A 13,646-nucleotide genomic window follows, 5' to 3' on the forward strand; every position below is an offset into this window, starting at 1 on the left:
AGAGGACAAGCCATAGGCGCGCCTGATTCAAGCGCCGGTGAACACCGGCGGGCGCTTTGCGATGGATGCCGCGATACCCTCCTGCAAGTCAGCGCTGTCGAGCAGCATGGTCTGCGCGATTGCTTCCTCGTCGAGCGCCGCAACCACGCGCGAGGCGATGTCGCGTCGCATGGTCGACCGAATGGCCTCGAGCGAGAGCGGGGCCGAGAGGGCGACCTCGGCGGCGAAGTCGATCGCCGCTGCCAGGGGGTCCTCAGACATCCGGTCGGCCAGGCCGATCTGCAGCGCCTCGTCTGCACCGACGTTGCGTCCCGTATACAACAAGTCCAACGCCTTCTGCTGCCCTACCACAGCTGGAAGTGTCACCGACAACCCGAAGCCGTGGTGGAACCCGATCCGCGCAAAATTGGCGGTGAGGCGCGCGTTCGGGGCAACGACGCGAAAGTCTGCGGCGAGCGCCAGCCCCAGACCGCCTCCCACTGCAGCCCCCTGCACAGCGGCGACGATCGGCTTGCGCGTCGTGAACATCGCCGTTGCCGCGCGGTACACGCGCCGCAGCCCGTGCCTGTCGATGCCGCGCAGGTCAGCTCCTGCACAGAAGTTCGTACCCTCTGCACACAGCACGACCGAGCGCACCCCGTCCTGTGCATCGAAGTCCACAAGCGCCCGGGCAATGTCTCGCAGACCACCCTCGTCGAAGAAGTTGTGCGGCCCGCGAGTCACCTCGACGATGCCGACGCGCCCGTCAGCCCTGACACGAACGTTTTCCGTCATAGCCATTCTCTCAATCTGTTGCTCACGTTGGGCTACTCACCACGCTGCGGTAAGCAGTGCGCTCAATTCGTTTCGGTCAGCGACGCGAGGTACGGTCGTCGCCGACCAGTCGTCGAGCACGTGACTGATTACCTGGTCGAGCGCTTCGTGCTCCACACCCGCGTCACGGAGACGTCGGGACACGCCGCTCTCGAAAAGCATCCCCTCGACGGCCGCGATCCCCGATTCGGGATCGCGGGCCCCGGACGGATCGAGTACTTCGGAGACGGCGCGAAGGCCCCTGTCCGTGTGCCCGAGGTTGAAACGCATCGTGTGTGGCAGCATCATCGCCTCGATCACGCCGTTGCCCACTCTCGAGCGGGGTCCGAGGGCGTGCGAGATGGGCTGCGCCAGCCCGGTCCCCACTACGTCGCTCGCTTGACCCGCGAGGAGAGCCGCGAGCATCAAACGCACCCCGACCGCGCCGTCGACATCGTCTGTGATACGCGGGAGCCACTCGCGCAGCATGTGAAGGGCATGCCGCAATTTTGCCTCGGCCAATGGATCGTCGACGCCCGATTGCAAGCCGTCGATCGATATCGCCAGCGCGTTGAGCGCCGAACCGAGAACGAGTCGGCCCGGCGCCGTGGACGCGACCAGCGGATGCATGAACACCCCGGCAGCACGCGCCTTCGGGTCGAACAGGGCGAATCGTTCGCCGGTCTCAGGATCGCGCACGGCGGCTCCCGCTTTGGCGAACGCGGTCGTCGGAGTTGACGGCACGATCCACTGGGCGATCTTCGGTGCAGAAAGGCGCGGGCTGATCAACGATCCGCCGTCCCGCCGAGTGCTCAGTTCCCTGATGGGCTTCCTTTCTGCACTGACGATCACGGCGGCACGCGCTGTGACGACGGCCGATCCGCCACCCAGTGCGACGACCGCATCTGCCTTACACTCGTCGAGAAGGCGTGCGGCGGCGACGACCGACAGGATCGGGCTGTGCTCGCGAGCGCCGGCGAATCGGCCGGCCAGGCGGGCGCCGATCGCTCCCTCCACAAGGGCCATCGCCCCCGTTTGCCGCTCCATCGAAGCGCCGCAGATCAGTACGACCCGCTGGCTCTTCGTACGCTCGAGCTCTTTCGTCAGCGCTGCGAGAGAACTGTTACCCGCGTACGTGCGGTAGGCGGGCGTCACATGACGCACTGATACAGAATCCACTGGCTGTTCTCCGTTCCTGTCGCGTATGCCGCCTGTAACCGGTCAGCCGTGCTGCGCCTGCAGTTCGAGGTAGTCCTCAATGCCGTGGTGCCCCATCTCGCGGCCAACGCCGGAGAGTTTGAGGCCACCGTGCGGAGCCCGCATGTCGATGGGCGTTCCGTTGATACGCACGCGGCCGGTGCGGATGCGCGAGGCGACGCGACGCGCATGATCGCGATCGGGTGCCCAGACTCCGCCGGCCAGACCGAAGTCCGTGTCATTGGCGATGCGGATTGCGTCCTCTTCGCTGTCGAACGGAATGATCACGACGACCGGTCCGAACACTTCCTCACGGGCGATTCTGTCGTCGTTGGTGCCCGAGAACACCGTAGGTCGCACATAGTATCCACGGTCAAGCCCGGCCGGCCGTTCGAGGCCGCCGACAACGAGCTTCACACCGTCGTCGAGTGCGCGGGAAATGTGGCCACGCACGCTCTCGTACTGATCGTTGTTCGCGAGCGGGCCGAGCTGCGTGTTCGCGTCGGTCGGGTCGCCAATCACGAACGACTGAGCTTTCGCGGCGGCGAGCTCTTCGGCACGCTGCAGCTGATCGCGAGGCACCAGGATTCTGGTGAGGGCTCCACACGCCTGGCCCGAATTTCTGAACGCGTCTTCGATCCCGCTCTCGATCGCCTCGGCCAGGTCTGCGCCGGCAAGGATGATATTGGCCGATTTACCACCGAGTTCGAGTGCGACGCGCTTCACCGAGCGGGCAGCCACCTCCATGACCCGCATTCCAGCACCCACCGAGCCGGTGATCGATACCATGTCAACTCCGGGGTGGGCGACCATGGCCTCCCCCACGACCGAGCCTGAGCCGCTCACAATGTTTAGCACTCCCCTCGGCAGCCCGGCGTGCTCGGCGAAACGGGCCAGCAATCGCGGCGCAAGCGGGGCGACTTCACTCGGCTTCAGGACCACGGTGCAGCCTGCTGCGATCGCGGCTCCGACCTTGAGGGTGACCGAGCGGATCGGTCCGTTCCAGGCACCGATCGCACCGACGACCCCCGCCGGGATGCGGCGAACCGTCGCCTCGCCGATCTTCTCTTCCCAAACCACATCTGACAGGGCGTCCGCGAAATTCCGCAGATCCTTGACGGTCGTCGCAACAGAGGCGCGCTGCGCCCACGAAATGGGTTGGCCGATCTCCTCGACGATGCATGACGCCACTTCGTCGCCGTCGCGCTCCATGGCATCCGCCATAGCGCGCAGCACGCGGGCGCGTTCCTCGATGCTCGACTGCGACCATCCCTCGAATGCCGTGGTGGCGGCGAGGACCGCCCGATCGACGTCCTCCGCGGTACCGCGGCGCACTTCCGCGAACACTTCCTCGGTCGCCGGGTTGACGACCTGACGAAACTCGTCGCCGCTGGCCTCGACCCACTCGCCATCGATGTAGATATCGTTGTGTCGGATCATGTGTGGATGTCCTTCCATTCGTATGTTCGGTGGAAACTTCTGGCCCTGCGCACTGTCAGCCCACAGCGAAAGTAGCTGTGGTTGTCAGGCCCAGATCGTCGGGTCGATGACAGGTTTGATCTCGGTGAGATTCTGCATCCCTCGGATCGCGTCGGAGACCCCGCCGAGCCCGAATCTGTTGCTGAGGATGCGATCGAAGTCGAACTCGTCCTGGCGCTTGCTGAGGAACTGCATGGCCTTCCAGTAGTGCGAATCCGACGCCGACATCGAGCCGATGACGGACAGCTCGTTCTTCATGATCTTCGAGGGCTGGAATTCGGACTGGTGCGGGCCGACCTGACCGCCGACCAGAAACCGGCCGCCGCGGCGCACCATGTCAATGCCCTCGCCGAACGCGCTTCGAGCTCCTGACCACTCCATGACGATCTCCGCCCCCTGACCACCCGTGAGCTCGCGAATCGCCTGCACGCGAGCTTCGGGTTCCGGCAGGTCGATGACCGACACCACGTCGGTGGCGCCCCAGTCTTTCGCCAGCTGCAATCGGGACTCGGGTGCACCAACCACGATGATGCGCTCGGCGCCGGAGCGCTTGGCCAAAGCAGTCGCGAAAAGGCCGAGCGGCCCGGCTCCCTGAATCACGACGGTCTGCCACGGCTCGATACGACCCAGCCGTTCATAGGCGTGGATTATGGTGCGGAGTGCGCAACTTCCCGCCGATGCCCACTCGGGCGAGACGTCGTCGGGAACCTTGACCTTGCGCGACGTGGGGTAGACGTAGCAATACTCGGCGAAGCCGCCGACCAGATAGGGGAAGTCTTCGCAGTTCGTGCCGTAGTTCTTACGGTTTGGGCAGAGATTGGGCTGTTCGGCGACCGTGCAGTGGTAACACGTGCCGCAACGCCCCTGAGTGAAGACGATTCTGTCGCCCAGTGCAACGGCGCCGCCGCCGGAGAAACCGATGTCATCGCCGTTCATCGCAACGACGACGCCGGCCATTTCGTGGCCTGGTACCACAGGCAAAATGATCGGCCGGATACCCCCCGCGTGCAGTGAGCCATCCCAGACGTGGACATCGCTGCCGCACACCGTTCCTGCCTCGATTTTCACGAGGATCGCGCCCGGCTCCAGCTCCGGTACCGGAAGTTCGCGAACCTCCAGGTCCGTTCCGAACTCGGTGATGACCGCGGCTCGGCTGCTCGTCGGAACCTCGAATACCGGCATGAAGAACCTCTCTCGTCATGAATCCCAAGGGGGCGCCGAGATCGGTGACGACGTACTCCATCGCCACCGGGACACAAGCGCCTTTGCTTAAGTTCTCTGTTGACCGCACACCAGAGGTCACGCAACATAGAATATATTCTATTCTACGAAGATGTCAATCCCGAGGACTGACTGCACCCCCAGACGGGAGCCGTCAGTCCTCTGCGTGCTGAGATCGCTCCCAGCCTGCGACGTTTTTCCTGCGGATGTCACGGTGGTGTTGCATCAGGTCGATCACGGCCTCGGCATCGCGGGCGGCGAAGGAGTCGAGCATCTTCCGGTGTTCAACATTGCCTTCGGCGCTCGTCACTGTGCCAACGACAGCGTATGGCTGCGCCGAATCCCAGAGGTAGTTGAGGAAGCGGATGAGCCGTCGAGAGCCGCATCTCGCGAACGCGACGAAGTGGAACGTGCGGTTCAGCTCAAGATATTCCTGCCGCGACTCTTCATCGAGCTTCTCGTCCATCTGATCGACAAGTTCGATCATCTCGGCGACGTCTTCGTCGGTGAGACGTGGAACTCCACGACGATACGCCTCGCTCTCGAGAAGTTGCCGCAACTGGTAGATGTCGTCAAGATCGTCCGAGCTCAGTTCACGCGCGAAGTAACCGCGTCCTCCCTTGTGCACGACGAACCCGGTTGCGCTCAACGAGGACAGCGCCTCCCGCACGGGAATATGCGAAAGGCCATACATTTCGGCCAGGGTGGTCGGCGAAAGCCGGGCGCCCTGCGCGATCGCCCCGCTTGCCAGGTCCATCTTGATCCGACGCGTCGCGTAAACCACGAGTGTTTCGGGACGCTCCGTGCCGCGCTCCTGCTTAGCAGCCATGGCGATATTCCTCTCCGCGGACGCACTGTTCGAGCGCCGTCTAGAAATATACAGTCTACTTTGCGCCGCTGTAACGCTCATTCGGAGGCGATTCCGCCGATGCCGCTTCGAGCAGCCGTCGAATATGCCCCACGAGTTCCTTTGGCTGGTCACTCTGGATGGCGTGGCCAGCTTCAGCCACCACTTCGACGCGCACCTGCGGCCCGGCGTCCTGAAGCCGCTCGAGCGCTTCGGACTGGACGAACGTGCTGAGCGCGCCGCGGAGGAGCAGGGAGCCGCGCGGGAGCGCAGCGACGGCATCCCACAACAGCTCGTTCCCGCCGTCCGCCTTCTCCGCCGAACTCCGGTTCGCATCGAAGCGCCAGCGCCACCAGCCGTCGGGGTCCTGGACGGAATTGTGGATCACTCCACGTGTCAGCGAGGCGCGTGACCGTCGCAGGGCAACGCTCACCGCCTGATCGATCATCTCGTCGCGCGTCTTGTAGCGCCTTGTGCCTTGCGCTCTCAGCGCGACCAAACGGTCGCGGTCCCGGTGCGAGCTTGTCGACGGGAGCTCGGGAAGAATGTCCACGAGCATGGCCCGCCGCACGAGATCGGGCCGGCGTGCAGCCAAGGCGATGAGCGTGAGTCCGCCGAGTGACATCCCGACGATCAATCGGGCATCTGGAGCGACCCGGTCGATCACGCAGGCGATCGCGTCGACATTCGTCGACGCTGAGTAGTCATGGTCGACGCGCCAGCTCGAGCGCCCGTGCCCGGGCAGATCGACGGCGAGTGCGCTCTGCCCGAACTCCGCGGCAACGAGATCCCAGGTGTGGGCATTCTGACTGCCTCCGTGAAGAAAGACCACCTCGGGATTCGCGTCTCCCCATGCGATCGCGCTGACGGGCCCGGAAGCACAGTCGATGCTGATTCTCCTGGCCGATGGCACGGCATCCAGAGGTTTCCCCAGTTCGGCAGCGACCTCGGAGAGCAGTAGGAACTCCGATTCATCGCTCCCATCGTGCGGCTCAATTGGCTCAGACACGGCACTCATCCTCTCGGATCGACGCGAGAAGAAGCGTCGCCGCGCAGAGCCGGCCGACGTGTGTGCTCCAGGTGGGCGCGCAGGTCGCGGAAGTGCCGCTCGGCGGCACCCTCGTCGTACATCGAGGTGTCCGCCATCGAATATCCGTGCGGCGCACCGGTGTACACGTCCTGCGACAAGTCGAGACCAGCCAGCTGGCAGGACTCGACGATCGTCGCCATCGCCTGGGCCGGCATCGAGCGGTCCTGATCCGCGTGACGGAGCAGGATGCCGGCGCGGGCCGTCGCTAGACTCAGATGAGGGCTGTCATCCGCCCCGGTCACCAGCGCTCCACCGTGAAAACCGGCGACAGCGCCTACGAGGTCGGGATGATCCCCCGCCGCTCGCAGGGCAAGCCGCACCCCCATGCAATAGCCGACGACGGCAAGGTCGTCCGATCCGGTCAGTTCCCGGAGTACCTCGAGGTAGCGGGTCGTGTCCTTCCGTGACAGGTCGCTCGTGAGCGCATCCATCCGGGGTACAGCCCCACGGAAATACACCTCCCGCTCCCCCGGAGCACGGAGATCGGTGTGCGGCGACGTCTGCTCCACCGTCCCGGAACGGTAGAACACGTTCGGCACGAGGACGGCGTAGCCCCACGAGGCGATGCGATCCGCCATGTCGAAAATTCGCGGACGCAGTCCGATGGCGTCCATATACATCAGCACGCCGTGCGAAATCCCGGTGCCTCCATCGGGCCGGGCGAGCCAGGCCTCCACGGGCCCGTCTGATCCGTCAATCGTAACGAGAGCCATGCGTCCCTCTCCTTCGTTCAACTCGATTCAGGATAAAGTGCCCGATTCGGTTGCCGAAAAGTAAAATAGAATATATTCTCTACTCTAACAATCATTTGTGGAGGAAGCTATGACACTGACTGAGACAGTACCGGCTAAGTTCGAGCAGGAACTCGCAACGGCGCGATTCACGGATGACATGCTTGCCGAGATGCGGGCCCTCATTGGAACCGAACTACGCACCGAAGGGTCGGTCAACAACGAATACGCCGACCGGCACGCGATCCTGCGCTTCTGTGAAGGCATCGGCGACGGAAACCCCTTGTGGACAGATGAGGAGTATGCGGCTGGTTCTGTGCACGGCGGCATCATCGCTCCGCCGACATTCATCTTCGCCTGCCTCGGCTCCGTGCAGGTCGGCTGGCGCGGGCTCGGTGGCTTCCACGCCGAGACGAATCTCGAGTTTCACAAGAGGATCCGGCTGGGCGACAAGATCACGGCACGCATCGTCTTCGACGGATTCGACGGGCCCATCGAGGCAAGCAACTTCGCCGGGCGCCGGATCAAGGATTACCTGCGTCAGGAGTACCGCAACCAGGACGGCGAACTCGTCGCCACCTTCATCTGCTCACGCATGCGCTTCGAGCGCAGCGAGATGCAGGCAAAACGTGAGACCCGCAAGATCGAATTGCCACACCCTTGGAAGGCTGAGGAGATCGAACAGATCGAGCAGGACATCCTCGCCGAAACCCCGCGCGGAGCCACCCCTCGCTACTGGGAGGACGTGGCCGTTGGCGAAGAACTCGACGTCATCACCAAAGGCCCCATCGGTCTGACCGACTTCATTGCTTTCGTCGCATCCGGGGCCGCTCCGATTCCCCGCATCGCCGCACACGGTGTTGCACTGCGACGGTACGCGAAGCACCCGAAGTGGGCGTTCCGTGACCCGAACACCCACGCTCTCGAGCCCGTGTACTCCGTGCACTACAACGACTACGCCGCCGGCCTGCAGGGCGCACAGATCGCCTATGACGTAGGAATCCAGCGCACCTCCTGGGGTGTCCAGCAGCTCACCGACTGGATGGGCGACGCGGGCTTCCTGAAGAAGGTGCACGGCCAGTACCGCGCACACGTCTACCTCTCCGACGTCGTTCGCCTCGGTGGCACCGTAGTCGAGAAGTACATCGACGAGGACGGCGACCACGTCGTGAAGGTCGAAACCTGGGCCATGAACCAGCGCGACAAGAACGTGATGCCTGGATCGGCCGTGGTGAAGCTCCCCGTGCGAGAGGACGCGAGCGCGTGAGTACGACGACCTGGGGGACCGAGATCGAAACGGTTGCCGTCGGTGACCGCTCGTTCCGCATGTATGCGAAACGGCCGCGCTCGCTCGGCTCGATCCTTGAATTCGCGAACAGGTGGGGCGACCGCCCGCACATCGTGCAGGGAGAGCGCGTGTTCTCCTTCACTGATCTTCAGGACGAGGTAAACGTCCGCGCTCGCGATCTCGTGCACCGCGGTGTGCAACGCGGGGATCGCGTGGTCATTCTGGGGTGGAATAGTCCGGAATGGATCATCAATTTCTGGGCCACAGTCTCGGTCGGTGGCGTCGCCGTGCTCGCGAACGCGTGGTGGACCGGCGTCGAGCTCGCCGAGACGTTCGATCGCATCGCTCCCCGGCTGATTCTTGCCGAGGAGCGTCTCGTCGACCGCATCGGGGGCGACTACGCGCTCGCGCCGTGGTCTGTCGATCCGTCCGAAGCTCCGGACGTGGCATTGCCTCCGCTGGGAGACGAGAACGACGATGCCGTCGTGATCTTCACCTCGGGCACGTCTGGCAGGCCGAAGGCCGCCCTGCTGTCGCACCGGTCGCTCCTGTCAGGGCTGCAGATGCTCATGCACATCACCCGACGGTTCCCCGACCAGATCGAGGACACCGCGGGCGAGGCTGCGCTGCACACGGGTCCCATGTTCCACGTCGGCGGAGTGCAGACGCTGCTGCGTTCGGTGTGCGTGGGTGACACCCTCGTGATGCCCGCTGGCAAGTTCGATCCCGCGGACGCGCTGCGCCTCATCGAGGACTGGAAGATCCGCCGCTGGAGCGCCGTGCCGACGATGCTCAGCCGCGTGATCGACCACCCCGACGCGCACACGCGCGACCTGACAACGCTCCGCTCGCTGACCGTCGGCGGCGCTGCGGCGCACCCCGAGCTTCTGGAACGCATTCGCACCGGGTTGCCCGGCGTCCAGCCCCGCATCGCGACGGGTTTCGGACTGACCGAGAACGGGGGCCAGGGATTCGCCGCTTCAGGCAAGGACACTGTTTCGCGGCCTGGTTCGACCGGGCGGGCACTGCCCTGCGTCGAGGTTCGCATCGCCCCTGCGGCAGACGGCATCGATGGTGAGATCCTCCTGCGCAGCCCCACGCAGATGACCTCATACATCGGTGAGGACGAGAACCCGATCACGGCCGACGGCTGGCTGCACACGGGCGATCTCGGGCGGGTCGATGACGATGGCTACCTGTGGATTACCGGCCGATCGAAGGACATGATCATTCGTGGCGGTGAGAATATCGCGCCGGCCGCCGTGGAGCGTGCGCTGTTGCGCCTGCCTGAGATCGACGACGCCGTCGTGTTCTCCGTGCCGCATGCCGACCTCGGCGAAGATGTGGCCGCGTTCATCGTCGCGCCGACCGAGCCGGCTCCCGAGACAATCCGCCAGCAGTTGCAGGGTGTGCTTGCCTCATTTGCGATCCCGGCTCACTGGGTCGTTCAAACCGCGCCGTTCCCACTGAACCACGCCGGGAAGGTGGAGCGTGCGAACGTGATCGCCCAGGGCAGGCAGAGACTCGGCTGACACGCGGCTCCCGGCATCGAGGGGCCTGAGCACGGTGCACCCCACCAGCTCGGGCCCCTCGCTCGTGCCGTAACCGGTGCAGCGAGTGCGGGCAGTGCTCTTTCGAGAGCCAGGCACGTCGATGAGGCCCCTCACGTCGCGTGAGTCTCATCGACGGGTTCAGTGAAATCGGACGACCTCAGAGAGATCGGCGCGCTCGGTGCGATAGGAATTTGCCGGGTGGTCGGTATCGGCGTAGCCGAAAGACACCGCCAACAGCACATTGCGCGAGTCATCGATCGCGAAGTACTCCCTGAGGAAGGGCGCCAGTCGGGCGAATGCCGCCTGGGGAATCGCGGCAATGCCGAGCGATTGGGCAGCAAGCAAGAGCGCGCCGATATAGATGCCCGAGTCCACGGCGCCATAGACGGCCTGCTCCTTGGCGGTAGTGATGATCGCGATGTGGGGTGCGCCGAAGAGTTCGAAGTTTTTCGCCGACTGGCGCGCACTGGCTTCACGATCGCCTTTTGCCACGCCGACGGCATCGTAGAGCTGCCAGCCGCTCGCCCGGCGACGGTCCCGGTACACCCCCGTGTATTCGGCCGGCATCGCATAGTCGGGTCGGGAGTAACTGCCGGTCTCCTCGAGGTGGGCACGAAGCGCTTCGAGGAATCTCGCGGTGCCGTCTCCTCTGGTGATGTGCACCTGCCACGGCTGCGTATTGCACCACGACGGCGCCCGCTGGGCGATGGAGAGCATCCGCTCGATCAGATCTCCGGGCACCGTCGTCGGCAGATAGGCGCGGCAGCTGTGGCGGTTCAGCAGCAGCTCTTCGAGCAACTGATCCTGTGTGCGAACCACGATCAGACCACCCCGCGGTTTTTAAGATCCTGCAGCTTCTCCGCAGTGACTCCCAGCGCGCCGAAAACCGCGTCGTTGTCACGGCCACGCGCGCGCCCGGAGTGCTCGACGCGGTGCTCTCGGGAGGGGAACTTCGGAATGACACCTTGCATCAGGATGTCCCCGAAGTCGTCGTCCGGAACGCGGATCAGATCTTCTCGTGCCGCGTACTGCTCGTCGTTCACGATGTCTTCTACGGTGAAGATCGGCTGGAAGACCACATCGCCCTCGGCGAGCAGCGCTGCCGCCTCCGCATAAGGGCGCGCCTTCGCCCATTGTGCGATCCTCGCGTCACACTCGTTTAGGAACGCCATGACCCCTTCAGACTTGCTCGTGAGGATTCCCTGCTTCACCGTCTCCAGGAGATCGAGCGAGCCGATGGTCTCCAGGATGCGGCTCACCGTGACAGCGCCAATGGCGGCGACGATGAAGTACTTGCCGTCTGAGGATGAGTAAAGGTTGCGCAGGGAGCCGTGCGGGACGAGTGAGTTGCCCGGGCGGTGCGGCACATAGCCGGTCTGGTCATATCCTGACACCTGCGTCGGGATGATGCGGAAGAGGCCCTCGAAGAGGGCAACATCGACGACTTCGACCGCTGGGCCTTCGGTACCACGGGCACGGCTCGCCAACGCGGCCATGAGGCCGAATGCGCCGAACACGGCCGCAACTCCGTCAGCGAGTGTCGTCGACGAGAATGTCGGCGGCTTGTCCGGTTCACCCGTGAGGTTGGCGAAGCCGCTCATGGCCTCGCCCGCCGTACCGAAGCCGGGCTGGCGGTGCATCGGGCCGGTCTGCCCGAATCCACTCACCCTCAACATCACGAACGACGCGCCCGCCGCTTCGAAATCCTTCGGCCCGAGCCCCCAGCGCTCAAGCGTGCCCGGGCGGAAGTTCTCGATGACCACATCGGCCTCCCGGGCAAGCTGCAGGCAGAGCTCACGCCCCTCGGGCGTACTCAGGTCGAGGCTGGCAGCCCGCTTGCCGCGCCCGGTCACCTTCCACCACATCGACTCGTCGTCGCGCTTCGGCAACATCGTCCGGATCATGCTGCGAGTCGGATGTTCGACCACTGTGACATCTGCCCCGAGATCCCCGAGGAGACTGGCTGCGAGCAGCCCGGCGTAGAGGTGGCTGAGATCGAGCACCTTGACCCCGTTCAGGAGCTGGGGGTACGCGGTCGTCTCACTTGTGTTCATTGTGCATCTCCTTCGTTAGACCGAAATCCTTCGGCCCTCGAGTAACCAGCGGAGGCTGGCGTTGGCTCGAACTACGTTGATCGAGCGGTCTATCTCCACTTGTGCGGGTTGTCGACCTTGGCGTCGTGTGTGTCTCCATAAACCATGGACAGCAGCCGGCCGACGGTCTCGGTCGACTGGAACTGGGATTGGTCGCGGTTGTGTTCCCGCCACTCCATCGCAGCCGCGGTGAGTCGAGCGTTCTCGGGTTCGGCCAGACGTTCGGCCACGCGGCGCGCGGTGTCGGCCGCATCGGCATCCACGACCAGGTCAGCGAGGCCCCAGTCGTACGCGCGATCCGCTTCGATTACGCCTCCGAGCAGCCCCCACGTGAACGTGCGCTGCACCCCGATGCGAGCAGCGACATACGGAGCAAGCGCCGCAGGGAATATGCCAAGTTCTGCCTCCGGCAGGCCAAACTGTGCGGTCTGATCGGCAACCACGAGTGCCGAAGCAGCCGCGATTCCGACTCCCCCACCGAGACAGTGCCCGGTGACGGTTGAGATGACAGGCGTCTTCGAGCGCGCGATCGCCGCGATCAGGTCGAAAACCGGCTGCGGGGACGTGTGCCGTTCGAGCACGCCCCGCTGCCTGTCTCGCCGCGCGGTCGCCAGGTCCGCCCCGGCGCTGAAGTTCACCGAATCCGAGGTGATGAGAACGCAACCGCATCCCGCATCCGATTCGGCCTCGAGAATTGCGGCCCGAATCGCTCCGGCCATCTCACGAGAGATGGCATTCCGCTTCTCAGCACGCGACAGCGTGATCGTCATTACGCGCCCGGACTGCGCTGTCGCCACCGTCATGGCACTGCCTTCTCGTTATCGTTCTGCGATCACTGCCATGCTGCGGCGTACGCCACCTGGTCGACTTCCTCGTCCATGAAGTCGGTGCTTCCCAGGGAAATCACGGTGTAGACGAACATCGAGTCAGGGGCGGCCCCATGCCAGTGCTCTTCACCGGCCGGTGTGTACACGACGTCGCCGGCCTGCAGGATCTGCAGGTCGTCCCGAGATCCGACAGCTCCGCGACCGTGTTCGATCAGGAAGATCTGCCCTTCACTGTGGGTGTGCCACCACGTCCGGGACCCGGGCTGAAAGACGGCGCTGGCAATCCGAACGTTGCCCGCGTCGAGTATCTGGTCGAGCATCATGTGCGCGGACACCGGCTCACCACTCACTTTTCCAAGGTCCCTGCCCGACGGGCTTCCGCTTCGTCCCCGTGCTACCTTCACGACGGCATCCCCTCTTTGGACTACTGGCTTGGTACTGCAACGACTCTACAATATATTCTATCCAATCACAAGGTTCGCCCGATTGTCGGGGCGGAGTCCTGCTGACATGACAACCCAAATGACT

13 protein-coding genes are annotated in these 13,646 nt (G+C 64.3%); 2 read left to right on the forward strand and 11 right to left on the reverse strand.

Annotated elements, in window-relative coordinates:
* Nucleotides 1-27: 27 nt before the first annotated feature.
* From HCT51_RS16180 to HCT51_RS16210, 7 genes are all read right to left on the reverse strand, one after another.
* Nucleotides 28-774: an enoyl-CoA hydratase/isomerase family protein gene (locus HCT51_RS16180; RefSeq protein ID WP_166875009.1), complete on the reverse strand. Its 747-nt coding sequence runs from the start codon at nt 772-774 to the stop codon at nt 28-30.
* A gap of 36 nt (nt 775-810) precedes the next feature.
* On the reverse strand, nt 811-1,971 hold the full coding sequence (locus HCT51_RS16185) for an iron-containing alcohol dehydrogenase family protein (RefSeq protein WP_166875006.1): 1,161 nt from the start codon (nt 1,969-1,971) through the stop codon (nt 811-813).
* A gap of 42 nt (nt 1,972-2,013) precedes the next feature.
* The gene (locus HCT51_RS16190) at nt 2,014-3,429 is read right to left on the reverse strand and encodes an aldehyde dehydrogenase family protein (RefSeq protein WP_166875003.1); all 1,416 of its coding nucleotides are present in this window, start codon (nt 3,427-3,429) and stop codon (nt 2,014-2,016) included.
* A gap of 84 nt (nt 3,430-3,513) precedes the next feature.
* Entirely contained in the window at nt 3,514-4,650 is a 1,137-nt protein-coding gene (locus HCT51_RS16195) for a zinc-binding dehydrogenase (RefSeq protein ID WP_166874999.1), read from the reverse strand.
* A 193-nt stretch (nt 4,651-4,843) separates the two neighbouring features.
* Entirely contained in the window at nt 4,844-5,599 is a 756-nt protein-coding gene (locus HCT51_RS16200) for a GntR family transcriptional regulator (protein WP_166874996.1), read from the reverse strand.
* The gene (locus HCT51_RS16205) at nt 5,574-6,554 is read right to left on the reverse strand and encodes an alpha/beta fold hydrolase (RefSeq protein WP_166874992.1); all 981 of its coding nucleotides are present in this window, start codon (nt 6,552-6,554) and stop codon (nt 5,574-5,576) included. The genes HCT51_RS16200 and HCT51_RS16205 overlap by 26 nt, the downstream gene beginning before the upstream one ends.
* Nucleotides 6,551-7,339, reverse strand: a complete 789-nt coding sequence (locus HCT51_RS16210) for a dienelactone hydrolase family protein (RefSeq protein ID WP_166874989.1) — start codon at nt 7,337-7,339, stop codon at nt 6,551-6,553. The genes HCT51_RS16205 and HCT51_RS16210 overlap by 4 nt, the downstream gene beginning before the upstream one ends.
* Before the next feature lie 109 nt (nt 7,340-7,448).
* Between HCT51_RS16210 and HCT51_RS16215 the strand changes: the two genes are divergently transcribed.
* Entirely contained in the window at nt 7,449-8,624 is a 1,176-nt protein-coding gene (locus HCT51_RS16215; protein ID WP_166874985.1) for an FAS1-like dehydratase domain-containing protein, read from the forward strand.
* Nucleotides 8,621-10,177: a class I adenylate-forming enzyme family protein gene (locus tag HCT51_RS16220; protein ID WP_224760540.1), complete on the forward strand. Its 1,557-nt coding sequence runs from the start codon at nt 8,621-8,623 to the stop codon at nt 10,175-10,177. The genes HCT51_RS16215 and HCT51_RS16220 overlap by 4 nt, the downstream gene beginning before the upstream one ends.
* A gap of 159 nt (nt 10,178-10,336) precedes the next feature.
* On the opposite strand, the gene HCT51_RS16225 is transcribed toward HCT51_RS16220, so the two are convergent.
* The 4 genes from HCT51_RS16225 to HCT51_RS16240 all read right to left on the reverse strand — a co-directional run bounded on the left by HCT51_RS16225 (nt 10,337) and on the right by HCT51_RS16240 (nt 13,453).
* Nucleotides 10,337-11,017, reverse strand: a complete 681-nt coding sequence (locus HCT51_RS16225) for a nitroreductase (protein ID WP_224760541.1) — start codon at nt 11,015-11,017, stop codon at nt 10,337-10,339.
* 2 nt (nt 11,018-11,019) lie between these two features.
* Complete coding sequence (locus tag HCT51_RS16230; protein ID WP_224760542.1) at nt 11,020-12,252, reverse strand: CaiB/BaiF CoA transferase family protein; 1,233 nt, start codon at nt 12,250-12,252, stop codon at nt 11,020-11,022.
* An 89-nt stretch (nt 12,253-12,341) separates the two neighbouring features.
* Entirely contained in the window at nt 12,342-13,094 is a 753-nt protein-coding gene (locus HCT51_RS16235) for an enoyl-CoA hydratase/isomerase family protein (RefSeq protein ID WP_166874979.1), read from the reverse strand.
* 29 nt (nt 13,095-13,123) lie between these two features.
* Nucleotides 13,124-13,453: a cupin domain-containing protein gene (locus tag HCT51_RS16240; protein ID WP_166874976.1), complete on the reverse strand. Its 330-nt coding sequence runs from the start codon at nt 13,451-13,453 to the stop codon at nt 13,124-13,126.
* Between the last annotated feature and the right edge of the window lie 193 nt (nt 13,454-13,646).

Source organism: Salinibacterium sp. ZJ450 (assembly GCF_011751885.2).
In the GTDB taxonomy this organism is placed as follows: Bacteria; Actinomycetota; Actinomycetes; order Actinomycetales; family Microbacteriaceae; genus Ruicaihuangia.

Coding starts and splice junctions, on each gene's coding strand:
- HCT51_RS16205 (WP_166874992.1), bottom strand. CDS start 6,554: ATGAGTGCCGTGTCTGAGCCAATTGAGCCGCACGATGGGAGCGATGAA.
- HCT51_RS16190 (WP_166875003.1), bottom strand. CDS start 3,429: ATGATCCGACACAACGATATCTACATCGATGGCGAGTGGGTCGAGGCC.
- HCT51_RS16230 (WP_224760542.1), bottom strand. CDS start 12,252: ATGAACACAAGTGAGACGACCGCGTACCCCCAGCTCCTGAACGGGGTC.
- HCT51_RS16180 (WP_166875009.1), bottom strand. CDS start 774: ATGACGGAAAACGTTCGTGTCAGGGCTGACGGGCGCGTCGGCATCGTC.
- HCT51_RS16235 (WP_166874979.1), bottom strand. CDS start 13,094: ATGACGGTGGCGACAGCGCAGTCCGGGCGCGTAATGACGATCACGCTG.
- HCT51_RS16215 (WP_166874985.1), top strand. CDS start 7,449: ATGACACTGACTGAGACAGTACCGGCTAAGTTCGAGCAGGAACTCGCA.
- HCT51_RS16200 (WP_166874996.1), bottom strand. CDS start 5,599: ATGAGCGTTACAGCGGCGCAAAGTAGACTGTATATTTCTAGACGGCGC.
- HCT51_RS16195 (WP_166874999.1), bottom strand. CDS start 4,650: ATGCCGGTATTCGAGGTTCCGACGAGCAGCCGAGCCGCGGTCATCACC.
- HCT51_RS16210 (WP_166874989.1), bottom strand. CDS start 7,339: ATGGCTCTCGTTACGATTGACGGATCAGACGGGCCCGTGGAGGCCTGG.